This is a genomic window from Pseudomonas fluorescens, from assembly GCF_005938625.1.
GTDB lineage: Bacteria > Pseudomonadota > Gammaproteobacteria > Pseudomonadales > Pseudomonadaceae > Aquipseudomonas > Aquipseudomonas fluorescens_BD.
Window position 1 is genome coordinate 15,551 of the sequence record NZ_VCNJ01000073.1, and the last position, 25,366, is coordinate 40,916.

The following is a 25,366-nucleotide window of genomic DNA, read 5'->3' on the forward strand; positions in this document are numbered from 1 at the left end:
AGTCCTTAGCGCGTGCCGCCGGTTTGTTTGAGGAAGTTGGCAAACAGTTCATGGCCCTGCTCGGTCAGGATCGACTCGGGGTGGAACTGTACGCCCTCAATGTTCAGGGTCTTGTGACGCAGGCCCATGATTTCGTCGACTGAACCGTCGTCGTGTTGGGTCCACGCAGTCAGTTCCAGGCAATCGGGCAAAGTATCGTGCTTGACGATCAGCGAGTGGTAACGGGTGACCGTCAACGGATGATTCAGCCCCTGGAAAACGCCCTTGTCCTCGTGGAATACCGGACTAGTCTTACCGTGCATTACCTGACGCGCGCGCACTACATCGCCGCCGAAGGCCTGGCCGATGGACTGGTGGCCGAGGCAGACGCCGAGGATTGGCAGCTTGCCGGCAAAGTGCTTGATGGCTTCGATGGAGATGCCGGCTTCGGTCGGCGTGCACGGACCAGGGGAAACCACGATGCGCTCAGGCTTGAGGGCTACGATTTCGGCGATGGTCAGTTCGTCGTTGCGCACGACTTTGACTTCGGCACCCAGCTCGCCGAGGTACTGCACAACGTTGTAAGTAAAGGAGTCGTAGTTGTCGATCATCAGCAACATGGCGTTTCGAACCTCTTGAATTCTGACTTGGAGACAGCCTTCAGATGACTTGCCCGCAGGGCGCTGCACGATGTCGGACGCAGGTAGACGCGTCGGCAAAGCGGCATTTCAAACAGGCAAGGAAGGCAAAGCGATACAGATCCGGCGGGGCCGGCAGAAAAGATTCAGGCGCGCCAACGCCAGCGGGCGTGTGCCTTGATGACTTGATCCAGAAGTTTGCTGGTGATCAACACGGGGAAGGTCTCGTTCATACGTTCCGGCACAGTAACTTAGCTGGGCGGAGCGTGCAATATGGCCGGGGCTGCGGGAGATAAAACCGGGGAAGGATTCGCGACCGATGGCAAAACGCCGGGAGTTTTTGGTACTGTCGTTTCGTTCACCTACAACAATAAATAAACGGACTTGCTCATGATCAAACAGACGTTGTTTGTACCGCTGGCTGGCTGCCTGCTCGCACTGGCTTGTACTCAGGCCAATGCTGCACCCAATCCCTATTCGAGTTTTATTGTTTTCGGCGACAGCCTGAACGATGCCGGGACTTTTACCGACACTGGCGGCCCGGCCGGCGCCACTCAACGCTACACCAACCGGACGGGGCCGGTGTATCTGGATGGCAGCGGTGAGCTGCGCTCGCTGAACTCCACACAATTGCTCGGCGGGCGCCTGGGCTACACAGCGGATCAGACCGCTTCTTCCAGCTCGGCGGTGCGCGCCAACGAAGGTTTGCCGGACGGCAACAACTGGGCGGTAGGCGGTTATCGCACCGACCAGATCCTCGACTCGATCACCACGCAATCCGCCACCGGTGAACGCACCCGTGCCGGTTACCTGCCCTCGAACGGCTTCCGCGCCGACCCGAATGCGCTGTATTACATTTCCGGCGGCGGCAACGACTTCCTGCAAGGGCGCATTCTCAGCCTGCCGCAAGCCAACGCCGCCGCGGATCGACTGGCCGACAGTGTGCAAACCCTGCAAACCGCCGGCGCCAAATACGTGATGGTCTGGCTGTTGCCTGACGTCGGCCTGACGCCCGCCATCAACGGTACGCCGCTGCAAGCCTTCAGTAGCCAACTCGCCACGCAGTTCAACAGCCAGTTGGTCACTCGTCTGCAAGGCATCAACGCCGAAATCATTCCGCTGAACATTCCGGTGCTGCTGTCGGAAGTGTTTGCCGACCCGGGACGCTTTGGCCTCGCGACCGATCAGAATCTGACCGCGACCTGCTTCAGTGGCAGCGGTTGCACCGAAAACGCTCGTTACGGGATCAACAGTGCAACGCCGGATCCGACCAAGCTGATCTACAACGACGGCGTGCACCCGACGGAAGCCGGGCAAAAGCTGATCTCCGACTATGCCTATTCTCTGCTCGCCGCACCGTGGGAACTGACGCTGCTACCGGAAATGGCCCACGCCACGCTGCGCGCGCATCAGGATGAACTGCGCAACCAATGGCAAGCGGACTGGGAAAACTGGCAAGCGGTAGGCCAATGGCGCGCCATTGTTTCGGCCGGTGGTCAGCATCTGGATGTCGACAGCCAGAGCAGCGGCGTCAGCGCCGATGGCAGCGGTTACAACCTCAACGTTGGCGGCAGCTATCGCTTGAATGAAGCCTGGCGCATCGGTGTGGCGGGCGGTTTCTACCGGCAGAATCTGGAAGCGGGCCATAACGACTCGGACTACAAACTCAACAGCTACATGGCCACGGCATTTGCCCAGTACCAGCAAAACCGCTGGTGGGCTGACGCGGCGTTGACCGGCGGCAAACTCGACTACGACAACCTCAAGCGCAAGTTCGATCTGGGCGTCAGCGAAGGGGCTGAAAAAGGCGACACCGACGGTAGCCTCTGGGCCTTCAGCGCCCGTGTCGGTTATGACATTGCCCAACCGGGCAGCGAGTGGCACCTGTCGCCATTCGTCAGCGCTGACTACGCCAGCGTCGATGTCGATGGTTATTCAGAGAAGAGCAACCGAGCTACTGCGCTGACCTTCGATGATCAGGCTCGCGATTCGAAACGCCTGGGGTTGGGCTTGCAGGGCAAATACAACATCACCCCGCAAACGCAGGTGTTCGGCGAATATGCTCATGAGCGTGAGTACGAAGATGACGTGCAGAAGGTCAACATCGCGCTCAATACCTTGCCGGCCAACGACTTCAAACTCGAAGGCTATACGCCGCAGAGCCATTTGAACCGCTTGAGTCTGGGTGTGAGCCACAAGCTGACGGCTGATCTGGCGCTGCGCGGCGGGTATTCGTTGCGCAAGGATGATGATTTTACCCAGCAGGGTGTGAATGTCGGGGTTGTGCTCGACTTCTAAATCCCACGCACAAAAAAGCGGCGCCCTCACAGGCGCCGCTTTTTTTATGGCTACACACAAATCGAATGTGGGAGCGAGCTTGCTCGCGAAAGCGGTGGGTCAGCCAGCATAAATATTGACTGACGGGGCCTCTTCGCGAGCAAGCTCGCTCCCACAGAGAAGATCAGTGATCAGTCCGGGGTTTGCTCGGCCAGCGCCACGGCGCGGAACATCGCGCGGCGTTTGTTCAGGGTCTCTTCCCATTCCAGCGCCGGCACCGAGTCGGCGACGATACCGCCACCGGCCTGCACGTGCAGTTCGCCGTTCTTGATCACTGCGGTGCGAATGGCAATCGCGGTGTCCATGTTGCCGTTCCAGGCAAAGTAACCGACCGCACCGCCGTAGACGCCACGCTTGACCGGTTCCAGTTCGTCGATGATTTCCATCGCGCGAATCTTCGGCGCACCGGACAAGGTGCCCGCCGGCAGAATCGCCCGCAGTGCGTCCATCGCCGTCAGCCCTTCTTTCAACTGGCCGGTGACGTTGGAGACGATGTGCATCACGTTGGAATAACGCTCGATGACCATTTTCTCGGTGAGCTTCACCGAACCGATTTCCGAAACGCGACCGGTGTCGTTACGACCGAGGTCGATCAGCATCAAGTGCTCGGCAATCTCTTTGTCATCCGACAGCAGATCTTCTTCCAGCGCCAGATCCGCTTCTTCGGTCGCGCCGCGCGGGCGCGTGCCGGCAATCGGGCGCACGGTGATCAGGTTGTCTTCAACGCGAACCAGCACTTCCGGCGAACTGCCGACGACATGGAAGTCACCGAAGTTGAAGAAGTACATGTACGGCGTCGGATTGAAGCAACGCAGCGCGCGGTATAGATCAATCGGCGCAGCCTTGAAGTCGATCGACATGCGTTGCGACGGCACAACCTGCATGCAGTCACCGGCAAGGATGTATTCCTTGATGGTGTCGACGGCTTTTTCGTAATCGTTCTGGGTGAAACTGGAGCGGAACACTGGATCAGCCGCTTGCTGCTTGCTGAAGTCCAGGCCACGGCGCGGGGTGATCGGCTGACGCAGCTTTTCCAGCAACGCTTGCAGTTGCGCCTGACCTTGTTCGAAGGCATCCGCCTGCGCAGGGTCGGCCAGCACGATCGCGTGCATCTTGCCGGCGAGGTTATCGAACACCACGACGGCGTCGGAAACCATCAGCAGAATGTCCGGCACGCCCAGCGGATCCGGATTCGGGCACTTGCCCAAGCGCTTCTCGACATAACGCACGCAGTCGTAACCGAAGTAACCGACCAGACCACCGTTGAAACGCGGCAGACCGGCGATAGTCGGCACGTTGTAGCGCGCCTTGAAGGTTTCGACGAAGGCCAGCGGGTCCTCAACGTCATGGCTTTCGGTCTCGACGCCATCAACGGTGATGCTGACGTGATGATCGTGAACGCGCATAACCGTGCGGCATGGCAGACCGATAATCGAGTAACGGCCCCATTTCTCGCCGCCCTGCACCGATTCGAGCAGGTAGGAGTTGGGCTGGTCGGCCAGTTTCAGGTAGATCGACAGCGGTGTGTCGAAGTCGGCCAGGGTTTCGCATGCCAACGGAATGCGGTTGTAGCCGTCAGCGGCCAAGCGCAGGAATTCTTCGCGGATCATAAGGTGCCTCGTGGTGTGAGGGGCAAATCAGTCAGGTATGCAAACGCGCCGGCAGGCCGGCCAGGAACAAGTCAGGCGCGCCAACGCCAGCGGGCCAGGGCCTTGATGACTTTCATCCAGAGTTTGCGAGTGACCACCACGATGGCGTTTCCAGAATGGGATTGAGCAGCGTCGGGCAACGTTATCTCAGCGGCCGAACCGAGGCAACCGGGAATTAGCTTGCGCAGATCGTCGATCACCAGCGCCGGCGATTCTTCGGCAATAGGTCGGCCATGGTTATAGCCGTAACTCAACGCCACGCATTTGACCCCCGCCGCTTTCGCCGCCAGCACGTCGCTGCGCGAGTCGCCGACAAACAACGATTGCGAGGCCGGGATATTGGCCATTTTCATCACAAAGAACAGCGCCGCCGGGTCAGGCTTCTTCTGCGGCAAGGTATCGCCGCCGATGATCCACTTGAAGTAGCGACCGATCTTCATCTGATCCAGCAGCGGCGCGACGAAGCGCTCCGGCTTGTTGGTGATCAGCGCCATGGCCACGCCTTGCTTTTGCAGCCACTTGAGAGTGTCGCGCACACCGGGATAGACCACGGTCAGCTCATGGCTGGCGCCGTAAGCCTCCATGAACACTTCCAGCGCATGCTCGGCCTCGACGTCATCCACCGCCGAATGATCAATGCCACCGGCCAAAGCACGGCGCACCAGTACTGGCGCGCCGTTGCCCACCCATTCACGCACCGAATCGATGCCCGCTGGTTGACGGCCGAGGGAGAGCAGCATGGTGTCCACCGCGGCTGCCAGGTCTGGAACCGAGTCGATCAGCGTGCCATCCAGATCGAACATCACCAGCCGAGGCAGTTTTCCCGGGAACAGCTGCTCGAACCCGCTCATGGGCGCGCCAGCGCCAGTTCGGAACGCATCTTGTCGATGACTTCCTGATAATCCGGCGCATTGAAGATTGCCGAGCCGGCAACAAAGGTGTCAGCGCCAGCCGCGGCGATTTCGCGGATGTTGTTGACGTTGACGCCGCCGTCGATTTCCAGACGAATGTCACGGCCCGAGGCATCGATGATCGCCCGTGCTTCGCGCAGTTTGTCGAGGGTGCCGGGAATGAATTTCTGCCCGCCGAAGCCCGGGTTGACGCTCATCAGCAAGACCATGTCGACCTTGTCGATCACGTACTTGAGCACGTCCAGCGGGGTCGCCGGGTTGAACACCAGACCGGATTTGCAACCGCCTTCACGGATCAGTTGCAGCGAACGATCGACGTGCAGCGTGGCTTCCGGGTGGAAGGTGATGTAAGTCGCGCCGGCTTCGATGAAGTCTCCAACGATGCGATCCACCGGGCTGACCATCAGGTGTGCGTCGATCGGCGCGGTGACGCCGTACTTGCGCAACGCCGCGCACACCATCGGGCCGATGGTCAGGTTGGGTACGTAGTGGTTGTCCATGACGTCGAAGTGGACGAAGTCGGCGCCAGCGGCGAGAACGTTGTCGACTTCCTCACCGAGGCGGGCGAAGTCGGCGGAGAGAATCGACGGAGCAATTACGAAGGGCTGCATGACGCACCTTTTCTGAGCTAAATCACGATGGCGCGCATTGTATACCTCAAGTTTCCAAGCGCGCACCGTGACCGCGATGATTGGGTTGTGCCATGACGGATGACCGGCACAGACTCAATAAGCCGCGCGGTAAATCTTCTCGATGTCCACAGCGCTAAGTTTGCGCGGGTTATTGCGCATCAGGCGCTCAATGCCCGCCGCTTCCACGGCCATCGCCGGGATTGCGTCTTCCGGTACTCCGAAACTGCGCAGCCCGGCAGGAATTTCCACGGCCGCGCACAGATCAGTCATCGCCTGCACGGCTTTGTCCGCCGCCTCGGCTGCACTCAGATGAGCGGTATTCACCCCCATGGCTTCGGCAATATCCTGCATGCGTTCGACGCAGGCCATCTTGTTCCAGGTCATGACATACGGCAGCAGCAAGGCATTGCTGACGCCATGGGCAATGTTGAAACGCCCACCCAGCGGATACGCTAGCGCATGCACCGCGCCGACCCCGGCATTGCCGAACGCCATGCCGGCCATCAGGCTGGCGGTGGCCATGTCTTCGCGCGCTTGCAGGTTGGCGCCGTTGGCGTAGGCCTTGGGCAAGGCTTTGGCGATCAGCTTGATTGCGCCAATGGCCAGCGCGTCGGTGATCGGCGAGGCATTCACCGACAGATAGGATTCGATGGCGTGCACCAGCGCGTCGACGCCACTGGCGGCGGTGACACTGCGCGGGCAGGTCAGGGTCATCTGCGGGCTGACCAGCGCGACGTCCGGTAATAGATAGTCGCTGACGATGCCTTTTTTTAACTGCGCGACTTTGTCGGAAAGGATCGCCACGTTGGTGACTTCGGAACCGGTGCCGGCGGTGGTCGGGATGGCAATCAGCGGCGGGCCTTTGCGTGGCACTTGGTCGACACCGAACAGATCCTCCAGTGCGCCGTGGTAACCGGCGTACGCAGCGACACTCTTGGCGATGTCGATGGCACTGCCGCCACCGAGGCCGATCAAACCGTCATGCCCACCCTCGCGGTAGACGCGCATACAGTCTTCAACGATGGCGATTTCCGGGTCTGGCAGCACGCGGTCGAAAATCTCGTACTCGCGCCCGCCCAATTGGCACAGCGCCAGCTCGACCGTACCGGATTTGACCAGCGCTGCATCGGTGACGATCAGGGGGTTGTCGATGTCGAGGCGTGAGAGTTCGGCGGCCAGTTGCTCGATGGCGGCGGCACCGGTGATCAGTTTGTGAGCGATTTTGAACTGGGACAGACTCATCGTGCGCAGCCTCTTATAGATGTGGGAGCTGGGCACAAGATTAGCTGGGGATTTGGGGTTGTCTGCTATTCAGGTGGTGAATGACCATCGAGGGGAAGAGCAAGAGCCCCTCACCCTAGCCCTCTCCCAGAGGGAGAGGGGACTGACCGCGGTGGATGGAAGAGGTACACCGACGTGCGATACCGAGTCGAACTCAGGTTTTGAAAAGCACAACGATCTGCTCCCTTCCCCCTCGCCCCCTTTGGGGGAGAGGGCTGGGGTGAGGGGGTAAGCTTTTGATCTGGCCCTTAAACCTGAGCAGTGCGCAGTTTTTCGCTACGGCCGCGTAGCCATTCCAGGGTCAGCAGCAGGATGACCGAGAAGGCAATCAGCAAGGTCGCCGCAGCGGCAATCGTCGGACTGAGGTTTTCGCGAATCCCGCTGAACATCTGCCGAGGCAACGTCGCCTGCTCAGGCCCTGCCAGAAACAGCGTCACCACCACCTCGTCAAACGACGTCGCGAAGGCAAACAACGCCCCGGAAATCACCCCCGGCGCAATCAGCGGCAAGGTCACCCGACGGAACGCGGTCAGCGGTGATGCACCGAGACTTGCCGCCGCCCGCACCAGATTGTGGTTGAACCCCTGCAACGTCGCCGACACCGTGATGATCACAAACGGCACACCCAACACCGCGTGAACCACGATCAGCGAGAAGAAGCTGTTACCCAAACCCAGCGGCGCAAAAAACAGATAACTCGCCACACCAATGATCACCACCGGCACCACCATCGGCGAAATCACCAGCGCCATCACCAGCGCTTTGCCAGGGAAGTCGCCACGGGTCAGGCCAATCGCCGCCAGCGTGCCAAAGACCATCGCCAGCACCGTGGCCGCCGGTGCGACGATGATGCTGTTCTTCAGTGCACGCATCCATTCCGCCGAGGCGAAGAAATCCTGATACCAGTGCAGCGAGAAACCCTGCAGCGGATAGACCAGAAAACTGCCCGAGTTGAACGACAGCGGAATGATCACCAGCACCGGCAGAATCAGGAACAACAGAATCAGGCCGCAGAGAATCCGCAGGCTGTAGAACCACACCCGTTCAATGGGCGACATGTAAGGACTCAGCATCTCGAATTCCCCTTAGCTCAGGCGCAGGCGACTGGCGCCCACCAGCCAGCTGTAAATCAGATAAAGCACCACGGTCGCCAGCAGCAACAGCCCGCCCAGTGCGGTGGCCATGCCCCAGTTGATGCTGGTGTTGGTGTAGAAGGCGACGAAGTAGCTGACCATTTGATCGTTCGGGCTGCCGAGCAGCGCCGGGGTGATGTAGTAGCCAATGGCGAGAATGAACACCAACAGGCAACCGGCGCCGACACCGGCGTAGGTCTGCGGGAAGTACACCCGCCAGAAACTGGCGAACGGATGGCAGCCAAGGGAAATCGCCGCGCGCATGTAGGTCGGCGAGATGCCTTTCATCACGCTGTAGATCGGCAGGATCATGAACGGCAGCAGGATGTGCACCATCGAGATGTACACGCCGGTGCGGTTGAACACCAGTTCCAGCGGTTTATCGATAATGCCCATAGCCATCAGACCACTATTGATCAGGCCGCCCGATTGCAGGAGCACGATCCACGCGGCGACGCGCACCAGAATCGAGGTCCAGAACGGCAGCAGCACCAGGATCATCAGCAGATTGCTTTGCCGCGATGGCAGATTCGCCAGCAGGTAAGCCAATGGATAGGCGAGCAGCAGACAGATCACCGTGATGATCAGGCCCATCCAGAAGGTGCGGGCGAAGATGTCGAGGTAGATCGCCTGATCCGGGGTGGCCGGGGCGATTTCGCCTAGGTCGTCGATGCGGTGGTCGACCGCTGCCAGCAAGTAATACGGAGTTATGCTGCTGGTGTTGCGTTTGACCGCTTGCCAATAGGCCGGGTCGCCCCAACGTTCGTCGAGACCTTCCAGCGCTTCTTTATAAGAGGCTGGTTCGCTGGCGAAGGGTAGCGCCCGGGCGGTTTTGGTCAACAGGCTGCGATAGCCGGCCAACTCCATGTTCAAGCGCTTGGACAGATCGCCCAGCGTCTGGTTTTTGCGCGCTTCGGCGAGGTCTTCGCCGGCGGCTTTGTAGACCGGTTCAGCGGGCAGGCCGCGGCCGTCCCAACTGGCGATGGCCGCCACGGTGCGCGGCATGCCGCCGACCACTTCGGGGTTGCCGACGCTTTTGTAGAGGAGCGCCACGATCGGCACCAGAAACACCAGCAACAGAAACAGCACCAACGGCGCGATCAGCGCTTGCGCCTTCCAGCGGTTGACCCGCTCGGCGCGCTTGAGCTTCTGCTTCAAGGTGGGGCTGTTGCCCTCGTTCAGGGGAACGGCGATGGCCATGACGTACTCCGCAAATCTTTGATCGTTACAGAGGTGGTGAACCACCTCGAACTTTAGCTACTGATCGTTCCCACGCTCTGCGTGGTAACGCATCCTGTGACGCTCTGCGTCACAGGGACGCGGAGCGTCCCGGGCGGCATTCCCACGCAGAGCGTGGGAACGATCATCCGGAAAGCCGTCGCCCGTATGCTCGGGTTATTTCGCAGCCCAAGAGTTGAAGCGCTGTTCCAGTTGCTCGCCGTTGTCAGCCCAGAAGCTGACGTCGATCTGCACCTGGTTGGCGATGTTTTCCGGGGTGGTCGGCATGTCTTTCAGGACGTCCTTGGCCAGCAGCGGTACGGCTTGGGTGTTGGCCGGGCCGTAGGCGATGTTTTCCGAATAGGTCTTCTGCTGCTGCGGCTGTACCGAGTAGGCGATGAATTTCTTCGCCGCTTCCGCACGTTTGGCGTCCAGACCTTTCGGGATGGCCCACGCATCGAAGTCGTAGATGCCGCCGTTCCACACCACTTTCAGATTGGATTCTTTCTGCACCGCCGCGATGCGACCGTTGTAGGCCGAGCTCATCACCACGTCACCGGAAGCGAGGTATTGCGGCGGTTGCGCGCCGGCTTCCCACCACTGGATATTCGGTTTCAGCTCATCAAGCTTCTTGAATGCGCGATCCTGGCCGCCCTTGCTCGCCAGTTCCTTGTAGACGTCTTTCGGCGCCACACCGTCGGCCATCAAGGCGAATTCGAGGGTGTACTTGGCGCCTTTGCGCAGGCCACGTTTGCCCGGGAATTTCTTGGTGTCCCAGAAATCCGCCCAACTGGTCGGTGCGGTTTTCAGCTTGTCGGCGTTGTAAGCCAGTACAGTCGACCAAACGAAGAAACCCACGCCGCACGGCTGAATCGCGCCTTTGACGTAGTCTTCGGTCTTGCCGAACAGTGCCGGGTCGAGTTGCTCGAACATGTCTTCGTCGCAACCACGGGACAGCTCTGGCGATTCAACTTCGACCAAGTCCCACGACACGCTTTTGGTGTCGACCATGGCTTTGACCTTGGCCATTTCGCCGTTGTATTCGCCGGCGACGATCTTGCCGTTGCCCGCCGCTTCCCACGGTGCATAGAAGGCTTTGACTTGCGCCGCCTTGTTCGCCCCGCCAAACGACACCACGGTCAAATCCGGGCCAGCGGCCATTGCGCTGGCCGCACCCATCAGGCCCAGGGTCAGGGCGGTGAACTTCAGGGATCTCAACATTTATTGTTCTCTCCACGTGCAGGGTTGGTGTTGGTGTTGCCGGGGCGATCAGTTCGCCTCTAGAAGAGGATCGAGTGCGCGTACGTGCTCGACCTGCCAGCCAAGCGGAACCACGTCGCCGACAGCGAGCGCAGGATCGAGCTCGGCAATCGGTTGTTTCACGAAGAAGTCGGTCTTGCCGCAGACTTCCAGGCGCACCCGGACGTGGTCGCCCAGATAGATGAATTCCGCCACCCTCCCTGAGAAGCGGTTGACGCATTGATCGCTCGAGCCGTTGAGGCTGACGCGCTCCGGACGGATCGACAGGGTCACCGGTTCGCCGGTCTTGCCGACATTGACCGCCAGTGCCTCGACCTTTTCGCCACGGCCCAACTCGACCACGCAGCGCTCGCCGCTCTGGCTGAGCAGTCGGCCGTTGAGGCGGTTGTTCTCGCCGATGAAGTTGGCGACGAAGGTGTTTTTCGGTTCTTCGTAGAGGCTGCGCGGCGGAGCAATCTGCTGGATTTCGCCCTGATGAAATACCGCGACGCGGTCAGACATGGTCAGCGCTTCACCTTGATCGTGGGTCACGTAAACCACGGTCACGCCGAGGCGCTGATGCAGGTGTTTGATTTCCATCTGCATGTGTTCACGCAGTTGTTTGTCGAGGGCGCCGAGGGGTTCGTCCATCAGCACCAGTTGTGGCTCGAACACCAGCGCGCGGGCCAGCGCCACACGTTGTTGCTGACCACCGGACAACTGCGCCGGGTAACGCGAGGCGAACGCATCGAGCTGAACCATGCTGAGGACTTTCTTCACACGATCGTTGACGTCGCTTTTGTTCAGGCCACGGACGGTCAGCGGGAAGGCGAGGTTTTCTGCCACTGTCATGTGCGGGAACAGTGCGTAGTTCTGGAACACCATGCCGATGTCGCGTTTGTGCGGCGGCACATTGTTGATCGAGCGCCCGGCGAGGAGGATTTCGCCGGCAGTCGGCGTTTCGAAACCGGCGAGCATCATCAGGCTGGTGGTTTTCCCGGAACCGGACGGCCCGAGCAGGGTAAGAAATTCGCCTTTGCGAATGTCGAGGTTGAGGTCTTTGACGATCAGGTTCTCGCCGTCGTAGCTCTTCTGCACTCCACGAAAGCTGACCAGCACATCACTGGCCCCTGCGTTTGTATCGACCTGGCTCATACCCACACCTTTGTTGTTGATGACTGCTTGTGGGTTAAGCCTAGTGGCTGCTGACAGCCACGCAAATCGGGGCGCAGGAGAGAATCGCCTCAGCCGGATGGAAGGTTGGGGGTAGGGATTGCCCTACAAGGATGGCGCTAATGGATAAGGCAGTGACAAGCGACAAGCTGCGAGCCACAAGAACAAGCAAAAGCGCCTGTCGCTAATGGATATGCCGACATTCTCAGGCTACACAGAGAATCCTGTGGGAGCTGGCTTGCCAGCGATAGCGGTGGTTCAGCCTGCATGGATGTGAATGACATTCCGTCATCGCTGGCAAGCCAGCTCCCACAAGGTTTTGTGATGTATCTAAAGGAGTTTGTGTTCCATCGCGTATTTGACCAGTTCGGCCAGCGAGGTGATGTTGAGCTTCTGCATCAACCGCGCCTTGTGGGTGCTGATGGTTTTGCTGCTCAAGGCCAGTTGCAGGGCGATGTCGTTGACGTTGGCGCCTTGGGCCAGGCGTTCGAACACCGAGAATTCGCGTTCCGACAGCAACGAATGCAACGGCCGCGCATCGGTCAGGCCGACTTCAAACACCATGCGATCCGCCAGATCCGGATCAATGTATCGCCCGCCGGCCGCGACTTTACGAATGGCGGTGAGCAACAGCGCCGGATCGCTGTCCTTGGTCGCATATCCGGCGGCGCCAACCTTCAGCGCCCGCGCGGCCATCTGCGCTTCGTCGTGCATCGACAGCACCAGAATTGCCGGTGGATTGTTCAACGCACGGATGCGCGGGATTGCTTCGAGGCCATTGACGCCGGGCATGGAGATGTCGAGCAAGACCACTTCGCATGGCACGCTACGCAAGGTTTCGAGCAGTTGCTCGCCATTGCTCGCCTCGCCCACCACTTGCAGATCCTTGGCCAGGCCGATCAATTGCTTGATGCCTTCGCGGACGATGGTGTGGTCTTCGGCTACCAGTACACGGATCAAATCTTTTCTCCAGATTTCAGGTACACACCATTCCCTGTAGGAGTGAGCCTGCTCGCGATAGCGTCAGCCCAAACACTACAGACTTTCAGACCTCACTCACCGGCACCCAAACATTCAGACTGGTGCCCTCCCCCGGCTCACTCTCCAGCGTCAACCGCCCGCCCATGATCAGCACCCGCTCGCGCATGCCAACCAGTCCAAACGAAGTCGGCCGACCGGCAGCGGCGACAAATCCTACGCCATCATCACTGACCGTCAGACACAATTCATCGCCTTCCAGCGCCAGTGTCAATTCCACAGTATGCGCCTGAGCATGGCGCATCACATTGGTCAGCGCCTCCTGCAAAATCCGGAACAAGCCAATCGCCTTGGCATCGCTCAGCGCCGGCAGATTGTCCGGCACCTGCACCAGACATGGAATCTGCGTACGCGCTTCAAATCGCCGCGCCTGCCACTCGATCGCCGAAGCGATCCCGGCGTCGAGAATCGGCGGTCGCAACGCTGTCGCCACATCACGCACCAATTGGAACAACTGGGCGATCAAGCGTTTCATGCTGTTGAGGCGTTCGTTAAGACCGGGGTCGAGTTGCGCGTAGGCCAGCTCGCACATCGATGTTTCCAGTTTCAGCACCGTCAACATCTGCCCCAGCTCATCGTGCACCTCGCGGGCGATCCGCGCCTTCTCTTCCTCACGCACGCTTTCAAGGTGCGCCGACAGTTCGCGCAGTTGCTCGCGCGATGCCGCCAGCTCCAGCTCGATACGCTTGCTCTCGGTGATGTCCCAAACGATGCCGTCCCACACGTAGGCGCCATCCTCCAACTGCCGGGTGATCGCCTTGATCTCGGCCCAGCGCTGGTCGCCCTGACGCGTGAGGATTCGGCCCTGCCACGACCAGTCGCTGTCAGTGTCCAGCGCCTGATCTTGAGTGCGGTGATAACTGGCCTTGTCGTCCGGATGCACCAGGCTGCGCAAACCCATGTCGCGATGGGCGATAGCAGCCGGCGCATAGCCGACCAGACTTTCGCTGCCTTCACTGATGTAGGCAAAGTCGATCTGCCCGCTCACCGGCGCCCGCTCCAAGCGGAACACCAAACCCGGCACGTTGGCGGCGATGCCCTGCAGACGCGCCTCGCTTTCCTGCAACGCCGCCAAGGCGCGACGGCGCTCGGTAACGTCGTTGAGGTAAACCACCAGGTATTCGCTGTCGCGAAAGCGCAGGAAACTCAGCGACACGTCTGCAGGCAAAATACTGCCATCAGCGCGCACGCAACTGGTTTCAAAACTCAGCGGCCCTTCTTCGCTGGCCCGCGCACGCTTCCACAGGTTGAGCCAGCGGTCCATGTGCAGACCCGGTTCGAAGTCAATCAATGGCCTTTCGATCACCCCCCCCGAGGGATACCCGAGCATGTTTTCCGCCGCGCGATTGGCGTAGCGCACATGGCTGTCCCAGTTGACCCAGAGAATGCCGACCGTGCTTTGGTCGATGGAAAACTGCGTCAACCGCAAGGCTTCTTCGCTGGCCGCGCGCATGGCGATGTCTTCCCGGGCGGCCAGCAGTCGCTGCTCAAGGCTGTGCTGTTGGCGGCGCTGCCAGAATACGATCGCGACACAACTGAGCAGCATCACCGCAAACAACAGGCTGAGGTTCTGCCAAAAGCCCGGCGACTCCGACAATCGCGGGTATTTCGGTTGCAGCCATTGGTTGTGCAATTGCTCCAGATCCTTGGCCGGGATCGCACGCAAGGCACTTTGTACGATGCCGGCCAACTCTGGCCAATCGCGGCGTGAGCCGACTCGCAGCAGTTGCGGCAGGCCGATATCACCGACCACCACCAGTTCGGCGAACTCCGGTTCTACCGACAAGCGTCCGAGTTGTGCCTCGTCGATCACGGCGTAGGCAGCCTGCTGACTCAACAGCAACTGCAAGGCCTGACGTTCCAGCGGCACGCCTTGCAAGTTCAGATGTGGATAGTTGCCGCGCAGATAGTCAGCGGTGCTGCTAGGCATACGCACGGCGACGCGGACCTGGCCATCGAGCTTTTCCAGATCGACCACGCCACTGGCTTTCTGATCACTGACCACCAGTTGCGGCACGCGCATATAGGGATCGGAAAATTGCCACAGACGCAGGGCGCTCGGGGTTTGGCTCAGACCCGGGGCGATATCGATCTCGCCCTCGCGAACGGCGGTTTCCAGTTGCGCGAGATCCTGAAAATTGCGCCAGCTCAATTCGACATTGAGCGCCTTGGCCAGCAACTTCATCAACTCGACGTTGGCCCCGGACAGGCGTTGCAGACGCCGGTCGTATTGCGCATAGGGCGCTTGCAACACCAGACCGACGCGCAATTCATTGTGCTGTGCCAGCCATTGCTGCTGGCTCGCCGACAACTGTGCGAGATGTGCCGGCGGTGCAGGCGCCGCCCAGCCCATCAAGGGAAAACACAAACAGCCGATAACCCACAGGCAGCAAAATCGCTTCATTGAAGTCTCATACACTGACAAATTCTGACCAACCCATTAGGCTGCCGGGATACTTTCTGGCCTGGAATAACCGATGCCCTCTGTTTACCGCCTGGCAATGCCAGCATTGTGCCTGTCGCTGATCCTGCCTTGTGCGTTTTCCGTCAACGCCGCCGACCCCGCCCCTGCCGCGGAAAAACCGGCAGAAGAAAAACCGGCCGAACGCCAGCCACTGCTTGAGCGTAGTCAGGAAGAAGCCGCTGCACTGGAACGTAAAGTCCCGGCACAAGAACAGCAACAGTTGCAGGCCGGCAGCGACACCTTCCTCGCCCTGTGGAAACCGGCCAACACCGCCGAACCGAAAGGCGCAGTGATCATCATTCCTGGCGCTGGCGAAACCGCTGACTGGCCGCAAGCAATCGGCCCGCTGCGGCGCAAACTGCCGGATGCAAAGTGGAGCAGCCTGAGTATCACCCTGCCCGACCTGCAAAGCGACGCCATTGCACCGCGCGTGGTCGAGGCACCTGCTGTGCCGAAAGCCCCGGAGTCCGGCAGCAAGGACTCCACCACCGCGCAACCGATCGAGCAAGCCGCTGGCGGTGAAGCCGAAGTGGCGGATCAAGTGGTCGCCGAAACCACTGAAGAACAATCCAAGGCCGACGCCGAACGCATCTTCGCGCGTATCGACGCCGCGATTGCCTACGCTGAGCAGCAGAGCGCACGCAGCATTGTCGTGCTTGGGCACGGCACCGGTGCTTATTGGGCTGCGCGCTACTTGAGCGAGAAACAAACGGCGCAGGTGGAGAAATTCGTCATGGTCGATGCGCAAATGCCGACCAAGGCCAAGCCGCCACTGGCCGAAGTGACGCCGACACTGAAGCTGCCGACCGCCGATATTTTCTACATGGACAAGACGCTGGATCGCAATGCGGCGCTGGAGCGTATGCAGGCGAGCAAGCGTTTGAAAACCTCGGCGTTCAGCCAGGTTGCGCTCAAGGCTTTGCCGGACAACAAGGCTGAGCAAGAGCAATTGTTCCGCCGGGTGCGGGGCTGGTTGAATCCGCAGAACACGGACTGACCGAATAAGACCGAGGCGCCTTCATTCGCGAGCAAGCTCGCTCCCACAATGGATTGTGTACGCAGATCCAATGTTGGAGCGAGCTTGCTCGCAAAGGGGCCATCACTGGCAACACAGCTCTAACGGTTAGCGAAAATCCCGCCGCTCACGAATCAATGTGTAGGCATTGTGCAGCTCCCGGGTTTTATCGGTCGCTTCACGCACCTGTGCTGGCGTCGCCCCCGTCCCGGCAATCTTGTCCGGATGATGACGACTGAGCAGGCGCCGATAGGCACGTTTGATCTGCGCCGGTTCGCTGGACGCCGACACGCCCAATAAACGCATCGCCTCCTGATAACTCACCGCAGCGCTGACGATCGGTCGTTTGCCCGGCTCGTAATCACTGGCCAGCGCCTGCACTTGATGCGTCGTCCAGCCCAGCCATTTGCCCCACTGCGCCAGCAATTCACGCTCGCTGACACCCGCACGACCATCGGCCCAGACCATCCGCCAGCACGCCCGCAACACACCCTCGGCGGCATGAGGCTGCGCGCTCAAGCGCCGCAGATAGCCACGCAGATTGTCATTTTCCGACTTGCCGCGGTTGAACGCGGCAATCGCCCGACGCGTCGCCGGCTCACTCATTTCCAGCGCGCGCATCTCGTTGCGCGCCTGCTGGATATGGCCATCGGTGACTCGACCGTCACTTTTGGCCAGACGTCCGAGCAACACAAACAACAGTTCGTCGTTACGCAACATTGGCCGACCGCCGAGTTTTTCCCGCAAGTGTCCCCAGCTCTGCAAGTGCAGGCGCCGATCCAGCGCCTGCCCCAACAATGCCCCAAGCATGGCCCCCGGAATGCTGGCGATCGCAAAACCCGCTCCGGCTCCAATCAGAGTCCCTGGCCACAACATGTCAGCGACTCGCTTCTATCAAGGTTCCAGCTTCGGCCAGACGCTCGTGCGTACCGACATCCACCCAGTGACCTTTCAGTCGCTCGCCCGTGACCTCGTCAGCCGCCATGGCGTTGCGCAACAACGGCGCCAGTTTGAAAGCGCCATCTGCACAGCCGTCGAACAACTGTGGATGCAGCACGGCGATGCCGCTGTAGGTCAGGGTTGCAGCGTCCGGCTGAGCGTCGTGTACCTTGCCATCAACCAGAGTGAAATCTCCGTTCGGGTGATGCGCCGGGTTGTCCGCCAGCACCAGATGCGCCAGACCGGTGATCGGCTGGTGCAGCACGCTGAAGTCGTAATCGGTCCAGATATCACCGTTCACCACCAGAAACGCATCATCGCCAAGCAACGGCAGCGCACGGAAAATCCCGCCGCCGGTTTCCAGCGGCTCACCTTCCGGCGAGTACTGAATGCTCACGCCAAACTGCGAACCGTCGCCCAGATAGTCTTCGATCTGCTGACCGAGCCAGGCGTGGTTGATCACGATCTCGTTAAACCCTGCGGCCGCGAGAGCGCGCAGGTGATATTCGATCAGGGGCACGCCGCCGGCACGCACCAGTGGTTTCGGTGTGGTCAGGGTCAGCGGGCGCATGCGCTCGCCTTTGCCTGCCGCCAGAATCATTGCCTTCATGCTGTTGCTCCACCCCGCAGGCTGGTGAACAGCGCTTGCAGCTCGGCGAGTTCAGGACGGCGCGCAATCACCGCCTCTATATAAGAGAAGAAACGCGGTACGTCGGCCAGATAACGCGGCTTGCCATCACGATGACAAATGCGCGCGAAGATACCGATGACTTTCAGGTGTCGCTGCACGCCCATCAGGTCACTGGCACGCAGGAAGTCCTCGAAGTCCGGCTGCACCGGAATGTTCAGCGCCGAGGCTTGTTGCCAGTAGCTTTGCAGCCAGCCGCGCACACGCGCTTCAGGCCAACTGAGAAAGGCATCCTTGAACAGGCAGGTCACGTCGTAGGTCACCGGGCCGTAGACCGCATCCTGGAAATCCAGCACGCCCGGGTTCGGCTCGCTGAGCATCAGGTTGCGCGGCATGTAGTCGCGGTGCACCAGTACTTTGGGCTGGGCGAGCGCGCTGTCGATCAGCAGCTCACTGACCTGCTGCCACTGCTGTTGCTGGGTCGAATCGAATTCGACACCGAGTTCACGCTTCACATACCACTCGGGGAAAAGTTCCAGCTCACGACGCAGCAACGCGACGTCGTAACTCGGCAGCGGTGCAACCATCGGCAACTGCTGAAAAGCCAGCAGCGCTTGCAGGGCATCGTTGAACAATTGATCGGCATTTTCGCCATCGATCACGTCGAGATAGGTCTTGTTGCCCAGGTCATTGAGCAAAAGAAATCCGCTTTCGAGGTCTTCGGCATAAACTTTCGGCACATTTATTCCGGATTTCGCCAGCAAAAAAGCGATATCCACGAACGGTTTGCAGTTTTCCTGAGGTGGTGGAGCGTCCATCACGACGAAGCTTTTGCCCGCGCCTTCCCAACGGAAGTAACGGCGGAAACTCGCGTCGCTGCTGGCCGCGGTCAACGTGGCCGGGGGGACAGCCCCCCAGCCCTGATCTGCAAACAGGATTGCCAACTGCTCATCGAGCCAAACTTTCAGGTGTTGCAAGCGTACATCTTGGTCAGGCATTGCAAGGGTCTCCGACGGCGCTAGCCGTCAAGCGGGTCATGCTTTATTATCCAGCATCTTTTTCAGACCATCGAGAGGCGTGCGGCCCACACCGCGGGCAGATGGCACGCAGGAAGCCCGGACTAATAAGATGGCATTGAAATCCCCCGCGTTTCGTAAAAAATTTCCGTTGTTGGTAACCGGCAGTCTGCTGGCTATGCAACCTCTGGCCAGTCAATTCGTTGTTGCCGCCGAGCAGTATGACTGCTCCGTCTCGGCTTCGGGTGGTTGGGCCTGTGCGCCCAAATCAACCGCTGCTGCGTTGCCGCCGCGTCCGGTGCATGACGGCAGTGCCGTCAGCGCTACCGGCGAAGCTGCGGCCGAGAACGGTTCGGTTGCCGACACAGCCCCTAAAACGGCGCTGGTCACCGAAGCCAAGGGCCGCGGCTTGAAATCCCGTAGCGAAGACTTCAGTCACCTCGACTGGGTTCCGCGCGAGAAGCTCACCGCCGCTCAATTGGCCGAGACCGGGCCTTATTGCTCTGGTGCCTATATCGAACCGATTCGTCCTGGCATGAATGACAAGACGAATAAAAGCGATGCTCCGACCTTTATCGGCGCAAAAGCCTCGCGCTATAACACCGATGATCAAGTCGGTACGCTGGCCGGCGATGTCGTCCTGCGTCAGGGCAGCATGCAGGTCGAGTCCGACGAGGCCAGCCTGTATCAGGCCGAGAGCCGCGCCGAACTCAATGGCGATGTACGTATCCGCGACAACGGCGCGCTGATCGTCGGCGACCACGCCGATGTGCAGCTCGACACCGGTGAAGCCAAGGTCGACAACGCCGAATACGTGATGCACAAATCGCGCATCCGCGGTAACGCGCTGTACGCCAAACGTGCGGAAAACGCCATCATTCGCTTGAAGGACGGCACGTACACCACGTGCGAACCGAACAGCAATGCCTGGCAGCTCAAGGGCAACAACATCACCTTGAACCCGGCCACCGGTTTCGGTACCGCGACCAACGTGACGCTGCGCGTAAAAGACATTCCGATTCTGTACACGCCGTACATCTATTTCCCGATCGACGACCGTCGTCAGTCGGGCTTCCTGCCGCCGACCATCGGCAGCGGCAGCGATACCGGCTTCATGCTGGTCACGCCGTACTACTTCAACCTGGCACCGAACTACGACGCCACGTTGTACCCGCGCTACATGAGCAAGCGTGGCATGTTGGTGGAAGGCGAATTCCGTTACCTGACCAAGTCGAGTGAAGGTCAGTTCGGTGCAGCGTACCTCAATGACGAAGACGATGATCGCAAGCGTCAGTCCGACTACAGCGAGACTCGCTACATGTACAACTGGCAGCACAAGGGCGGTCTCGACTCCCGCGTGCTCACCCAGGTTGACTACACCAAGATCAGCGATCCTTATTACTTCCAGGATCTGCAGACCGATCAGATTGGTGTGAAATCCGAAGATTTCGTCAATCAGCAGGGTTCGGTTACCTATCGTGGTGACAGCTATACCGCGCGCCTGAATGCTCAGGCCTATCAGCTCGCGACCGTTTCGAACATCACGCCTTACGACCGCCTGCCGCAGATCACCTTCAATGGTCAGCTGCCGTATCATCCGGAAGGCTTGAATTTCGATTACGAAACCGAACTGGTCCGTTTCGACCGTGATCTGAGAAGTGGCACTTTTGTGCAGGAAGACGGTGTAACAACCGAGCCGCGCCTGGACAACAACATCACGGGGCTGGCGCGTGCCAATGGCGACCGTTTAAACCTCAAACCGGGCGTCAGCCTGCCGATGAACTGGACCTACGGCTTCCTCAAACCGTCGCTCAAGTACCAGTACACTCAGTACCAGCTGGACTTGGACAACACCGGCAAATCGCAGATTGCTGCAATGTCCCCGGAAAACCAGAATCTCTACGGCAAGTTCGACAGCAACCAGAACCGAGGTGTACCGATCGCCAGCATCGACGGCGGCCTGTACTTTGACCGTAATACTTCCTTCTTTGGCAAGAATTACCGACAAACCCTGGAACCACGCCTGTTCTATCTCTATGTACCCGAGAAAGACCAGTCGGATATTCCGGTGTTCGATACCAGCGAATACACCTTCAACTACGCATCGCTGTTCCGCGACAACCGTTTCTCTGGCTCCGACCGTGTCGGCGACGAGAACAAGCTGTCGCTGGGCGTGACCAGCCGCTGGATCGAAGACGACGGCTTCGAACGTCAACGCATCAGTGTCGGCCAGGCTCTGTACTTCAAGGATCGTGAAGTTCAACTGCCAGGTATCGATGCCAAAACCCGTGACGACGCGAAATCCAACGTTTCGCCATATGCTTTGGAATACGAATATCGCTGGAACCGCGATTGGCGCACCACGGCCGACTACAACTGGGATCCGGACAGCCGCAGCCCACGTTCCGGCAGCGCGATGTTCCACTACCAGCCTGAAGACAACCCGAACAAGGTTATCAACGCCGGCTATCGCTATCGCAATGACCAGGTTCGTTACGACCAGAACACCGGTAAATGGTCGGTCGGTGGTGGTGACTACGGCACTCCTGGCCAGCCTGGCTACGTGAAGGACTACTACAAGATCCAGCAGCATGACTTCTCGGTCATCTGGCCGATCGTTCCACAGTGGAACGCGATCAGCCGCTGGCAGTACGACTACAACCGTAACCGTACCCTGGAAGCCTTTGGTGGCTTCGAGTACGACAACTGCTGCTGGAAACTGCGCCTGATCAACCGTTACTGGGTTTCCTATGACGAGTTCAGCCAGGAAGCTCCGCAAAACGAAAAAGGCGACCATGGCGTCTTCCTCCAAATTGTTCTGAAGGGACTCGGCGGCCTCACTGGCGCCAAGGTAGAGAGCTTCCTCGACAAAGGCATTCAAGGTTATCGTGAACGTGAAGACCAAGCTTTCTGATTGTCTGCGCCCGCTGATGCTGGGCGCGTTGTTCCTGGGTACTGCGGCTAACGCCGCAGTTCAATCCATCGACAAAGTGGTAGCGATCGTCGACAACGACGTGGTCATGCAAAGCCAACTGGACCAGCGCGTCCACGAAGTGCAGCAGACCATCGCCAAACGTGGTGGCGGCTTGCCGCCTCCTGGCGTCCTGGATCAACAGGTGCTTGAGCGCCTGATCGTCGAAAACCTGCAACTGCAGATCGGCGAACGCTCCGGCATCCGCATCACCGATGAAGAACTGAACCAGGCAGTCGGCACCATTGCCCAGCGCAATAACATGTCGGTTGAGCAATTCCGTGCAGCTCTGGCTCGCGACGGCCTGAACTATGACGACGCCCGTGATCAGATCAAGCGCGAAATGGTCATCAGCCGTGTACGTCAGCGTCGTGTGGCAGAGCGCATTCAGGTCTCCGAACAGGAAGTGAAAAACTTCCTCGCCTCCGATCTGGGCAAAATGCAACTGTCCGAAGAACTGCACTTGGCCAACATCCTGATCCCGACGCCGGAAAGCGCCAACTCTGAAGCGATTCAAAGCGCTGCCCGTCAGGCCATGGAGGTTTACCAGCAACTCAAGCAAGGTGCTGACTTCGGCCAGATGGCCGTTGCCAAGTCCGGCAGCGACAACGCGCTGGAAGGCGGCGACATGGGCTGGCGTAAAGCCGCGCAACTGCCACCGCCGTTCGACCGCGAGTTGAGCAGCATGGCCGTCGGCGACATCACGCAGCCTGCACGCACACCGGGTGGCTTCATCATCCTCAAGCTGCTGGCCAAACGCGGCGGCGAAGCCCAGATGCGCGACGAAGTGCATGTTCGCCACATTCTGGTCAAGCCAAGCCCGATTCGCGACGAAGCCAAGACCAAGGCCCTGGTGCAATCGCTTTATGAGCGCATCATCGCCGGTGAAGATTTCGCCACCCTGGCGAAAAGCTACTCCGAAGACCCGGGCTCGGCGCTCAACGGCGGCGACCTGAACTGGATCGACCCGAACGCACTGGTACCGGAGTTCCGCGAAGTGATGGCCAAGACCCCACAAGGTCAGCTGTCCAAGCCATTCCAGACCCAATACGGCTGGCACGTTCTGGAAGTCCTTGGCCGTCGCGCCACCGACAGCACCGAACAGGCCCGCGAGCAGCAAGCCATGACCGTACTGCGTAACCGCAAATACGACGAAGAGCTGCAAACCTGGCTGCGTCAGATCCGTGACGAAGCGTATGTAGAGATCAAACTCCCTGGTGCAGACCAGGCAGCGCAGTGAAACCCAAGCGTTTCGCGCTGACACCCGGCGAACCAGCCGGCATCGGTCCCGACCTGTGCCTGCTGCTCGCCTCGCAAGCCCAGCCACATCCCCTGATTGCCATTACCAGCCGCGACCTGCTCTCCGAGCGGGCCGCGCAGTTGGGGCTGGCCGTCACTTTGCTGGATGTTGCTCCTGGCCGTTGGCCGGATGCTCCGGCGCCCGCCAACAGCCTGTACGTTTGGGACACACCGCTCAGCGCCCCAGTGGTAGCCGGGCAACTGGACAAGGCCAACGCCGCGTTCGTACTCGAAACCCTGACCCGCGCCGGCAATGGCTGCCTCAACGGCGACTTCGCCGGGATGATCACCGCCCCTGTGCACAAGGGCGTGATCAACGAGTCAGGTATCGCCTTTTCCGGGCACACGGAATTCCTCGCTGACCTGACCCACACCGCCCAAGTGGTGATGATGCTCGCCACCCGCGGTTTGCGCGTGGCGCTGGTCACCACTCACCTGCCTCTGCGCGAGATTGCCGACGCGATCACACCGGAGCGGCTGGAGCGAGTGACGCGGATTCTGCACAGCGACCTGCAAAACAAATTCGGCATTGCCCAGCCACGCATCCTGGTCTGCGGACTCAACCCGCACGCCGGTGAAGGCGGCCATTTGGGCCATGAAGAAATCGACATCATTGAACCGACATTAGAGCGCCTGCGCGGCGAGGGCATGGACCTTCGTGGCCCGCTGCCTGCCGACACTCTGTTTACCCCCAAATATCTGGAGCACTGCGACGCAGTGCTGGCGATGTACCACGACCAGGGCTTGCCTGTGCTCAAGTACAAAGGCTTCGGCGCTGCCGTCAACGTGACCCTGGGTTTGCCGATCATCCGCACATCGGTCGATCATGGCACTGCCCTGGATCTGGCCGGCAGCGGCAAGATCGACACCGGCAGCCTGCAAGTCGCTCTGGAAACCGCCTACCAGATGGCCGAGACCCGTTTATGACCGAGCAATACCAACACAAGGCGCGCAAACGCTTTGGCCAGAACTTCCTGCACGATGCCGGGGTTATCGACCGCATCCTGCGCTCCATCAGCGCCAAGTCTGAAGACCGCCTGCTGGAAATCGGCCCGGGCCAGGGTGCACTGACCGCCGGCCTGCTGTCATCCGGCGCACAACTGGACGTGGTGGAGTTGGACAAGGATCTGATCCCGATCCTCAACCAGCAGTTTGCCGGCAAGAGCAATTTCAACCTGCATCAGGGCGATGCACTGAAGTTCGACTTCAACAGCCTGAACGCCGCGCCGAATAGTCTGCGTGTGGTCGGCAACCTGCCGTACAACATTTCGACACCACTGATTTTTCATCTGCTGAACAACGCCAGCATCATTCGCGACATGCACTTCATGCTGCAGAAAGAAGTGGTCGAGCGTCTGGCCGCAGGCCCTGGCGGCGGTGACTGGGGTCGTCTGTCGATCATGGTTCAGTACCACTGCCGCGTAGAGCACCTGTTCAACGTTGGCCCGGGCGCGTTCAACCCGCCGCCGAAGGTCGATTCGGCGATCGTTCGTCTGGTGCCGCACGCCGTGCTGCCGCACCCGGCCAAGGATCACAAGCTGCTGGAGCGCGTTGTGCGCGAAGCCTTCAACCAACGCCGCAAGACTTTGCGCAACACCCTCAAGCAATTGCTCAGCAATGCCGAGATCGAGGCCGCCGGCGTCGATGGCAGTCTGCGTCCGGAGCAACTGGATCTGGCCGCATTCGTACGCCTGGCCGACCAGCTCGCAGTACAAGTCCCGGCCTCCCCCGCCGCCGACTGATAAACGATGAACGCTATCGGGCAGGACGCCACTCTGGTTTACTGCCCGATACTTGCCTAGACTG

20 protein-coding genes are annotated in these 25,366 nt (G+C 59.9%); 6 read left to right on the plus strand and 14 right to left on the minus strand.

The window, feature by feature from the left end; genetic code table 11:
* Window positions 1-5 precede the first annotated feature (5 nt).
* Window positions 6-599: an aminodeoxychorismate/anthranilate synthase component II gene (locus tag FGA82_RS28855; RefSeq protein ID WP_141129724.1), complete on the minus strand. Its 594-nt coding sequence runs from the start codon at window positions 597-599 to the stop codon at window positions 6-8.
* A gap of 408 nt (window positions 600-1,007) precedes the next feature.
* On the opposite strand from FGA82_RS28855, the gene estP reads away from it, so the two are divergent.
* On the plus strand, window positions 1,008-2,915 hold the full coding sequence (estP, locus tag FGA82_RS28860; RefSeq protein WP_141129725.1) for an esterase EstP: 1,908 nt from the start codon (window positions 1,008-1,010) through the stop codon (window positions 2,913-2,915).
* A gap of 170 nt (window positions 2,916-3,085) precedes the next feature.
* Here the strand turns inward: estP and trpE are convergent, their stop codons facing one another.
* From trpE to FGA82_RS28910, 10 genes are all read right to left on the minus strand, one after another.
* Entirely contained in the window at window positions 3,086-4,564 is a 1,479-nt protein-coding gene (trpE, locus tag FGA82_RS28865; protein ID WP_141129726.1) for an anthranilate synthase component I, read from the minus strand.
* A gap of 71 nt (window positions 4,565-4,635) precedes the next feature.
* The gene (locus FGA82_RS28870) at window positions 4,636-5,454 is read right to left on the minus strand and encodes a phosphoglycolate phosphatase (protein WP_141129727.1); all 819 of its coding nucleotides are present in this window, start codon (window positions 5,452-5,454) and stop codon (window positions 4,636-4,638) included.
* Window positions 5,451-6,125, minus strand: a complete 675-nt coding sequence (gene rpe / locus FGA82_RS28875; RefSeq protein WP_141129728.1) for a ribulose-phosphate 3-epimerase — start codon at window positions 6,123-6,125, stop codon at window positions 5,451-5,453. The genes FGA82_RS28870 and rpe overlap by 4 nt, the downstream gene beginning before the upstream one ends.
* A 114-nt stretch (window positions 6,126-6,239) precedes the next feature.
* On the minus strand, window positions 6,240-7,388 hold the full coding sequence (locus FGA82_RS28880; protein ID WP_141129729.1) for an iron-containing alcohol dehydrogenase: 1,149 nt from the start codon (window positions 7,386-7,388) through the stop codon (window positions 6,240-6,242).
* A gap of 287 nt (window positions 7,389-7,675) precedes the next feature.
* A complete protein-coding gene (locus FGA82_RS28885) occupies window positions 7,676-8,500 on the minus strand; it encodes an ABC transporter permease (RefSeq protein WP_008027084.1) in 825 nt (274 codons plus the stop codon).
* Between the two features lie 12 nt (window positions 8,501-8,512).
* Complete coding sequence (locus tag FGA82_RS28890; RefSeq protein WP_064119278.1) at window positions 8,513-9,760, minus strand: ABC transporter permease; 1,248 nt, start codon at window positions 9,758-9,760, stop codon at window positions 8,513-8,515.
* Window positions 9,761-9,955: 195 nt separating this feature from the next.
* The gene (locus tag FGA82_RS28895) at window positions 9,956-10,999 is read right to left on the minus strand and encodes an ABC transporter substrate-binding protein (RefSeq protein ID WP_016983607.1); all 1,044 of its coding nucleotides are present in this window, start codon (window positions 10,997-10,999) and stop codon (window positions 9,956-9,958) included.
* Between the two features lie 48 nt (window positions 11,000-11,047).
* Window positions 11,048-12,172: an ABC transporter ATP-binding protein gene (locus FGA82_RS28900; RefSeq protein ID WP_141129730.1), complete on the minus strand. Its 1,125-nt coding sequence runs from the start codon at window positions 12,170-12,172 to the stop codon at window positions 11,048-11,050.
* A gap of 348 nt (window positions 12,173-12,520) precedes the next feature.
* On the minus strand, window positions 12,521-13,150 hold the full coding sequence (locus FGA82_RS28905) for a response regulator (protein ID WP_141129731.1): 630 nt from the start codon (window positions 13,148-13,150) through the stop codon (window positions 12,521-12,523).
* Window positions 13,151-13,235: 85 nt separating this feature from the next.
* On the minus strand, window positions 13,236-15,632 hold the full coding sequence (locus FGA82_RS28910; RefSeq protein ID WP_141129732.1) for a PAS domain-containing sensor histidine kinase: 2,397 nt from the start codon (window positions 15,630-15,632) through the stop codon (window positions 13,236-13,238).
* A gap of 73 nt (window positions 15,633-15,705) precedes the next feature.
* On the opposite strand from FGA82_RS28910, the gene FGA82_RS28915 reads away from it, so the two are divergent.
* Window positions 15,706-16,689, plus strand: a complete 984-nt coding sequence (locus tag FGA82_RS28915) for an alpha/beta hydrolase family protein (protein ID WP_141129733.1) — start codon at window positions 15,706-15,708, stop codon at window positions 16,687-16,689.
* A 126-nt stretch (window positions 16,690-16,815) separates the two neighbouring features.
* Here FGA82_RS28915 and FGA82_RS28920 read toward each other — a convergent pair whose 3' ends face one another.
* The 3 genes from FGA82_RS28920 to FGA82_RS28930 are packed head-to-tail and all read right to left on the minus strand — an operon-like array spanning window position 16,816 to window position 19,272.
* Window positions 16,816-17,583: a TerB family tellurite resistance protein gene (locus FGA82_RS28920; protein ID WP_141129734.1), complete on the minus strand. Its 768-nt coding sequence runs from the start codon at window positions 17,581-17,583 to the stop codon at window positions 16,816-16,818.
* A gap of 1 nt (window position 17,584) precedes the next feature.
* A complete protein-coding gene (gene murU / locus FGA82_RS28925; RefSeq protein WP_141129735.1) occupies window positions 17,585-18,256 on the minus strand; it encodes an N-acetylmuramate alpha-1-phosphate uridylyltransferase MurU in 672 nt (223 codons plus the stop codon).
* Window positions 18,253-19,272 (minus strand): aminoglycoside phosphotransferase family protein, encoded by a 1,020-nt coding sequence (locus FGA82_RS28930; protein ID WP_141129736.1) that lies wholly within the window; start codon window positions 19,270-19,272, stop codon window positions 18,253-18,255. The genes murU and FGA82_RS28930 overlap by 4 nt, the downstream gene beginning before the upstream one ends.
* Before the next feature lie 130 nt (window positions 19,273-19,402).
* Here FGA82_RS28930 and FGA82_RS28935 point away from each other — a divergent pair, with 130 nt between their 5' ends.
* Genes FGA82_RS28935 through rsmA form a run of 4 tightly spaced genes read left to right on the plus strand, consistent with a single transcriptional unit; the run spans window position 19,403 to window position 25,302 of the window.
* The gene (locus FGA82_RS28935) at window positions 19,403-22,204 is read left to right on the plus strand and encodes an LPS-assembly protein LptD (RefSeq protein WP_141129737.1); all 2,802 of its coding nucleotides are present in this window, start codon (window positions 19,403-19,405) and stop codon (window positions 22,202-22,204) included.
* Entirely contained in the window at window positions 22,185-23,501 is a 1,317-nt protein-coding gene (gene surA / locus FGA82_RS28940) for a peptidylprolyl isomerase SurA (RefSeq protein WP_141129738.1), read from the plus strand. The genes FGA82_RS28935 and surA overlap by 20 nt, the downstream gene beginning before the upstream one ends.
* Window positions 23,498-24,487: a 4-hydroxythreonine-4-phosphate dehydrogenase PdxA gene (gene pdxA / locus FGA82_RS28945; protein WP_141129739.1), complete on the plus strand. Its 990-nt coding sequence runs from the start codon at window positions 23,498-23,500 to the stop codon at window positions 24,485-24,487. Before surA ends, pdxA begins: the two co-directional genes overlap by 4 nt.
* Complete coding sequence (rsmA, locus tag FGA82_RS28950; protein ID WP_064119269.1) at window positions 24,484-25,302, plus strand: 16S rRNA (adenine(1518)-N(6)/adenine(1519)-N(6))-dimethyltransferase RsmA; 819 nt, start codon at window positions 24,484-24,486, stop codon at window positions 25,300-25,302. Before pdxA ends, rsmA begins: the two co-directional genes overlap by 4 nt.
* Window positions 25,303-25,366 lie beyond the last annotated feature (64 nt).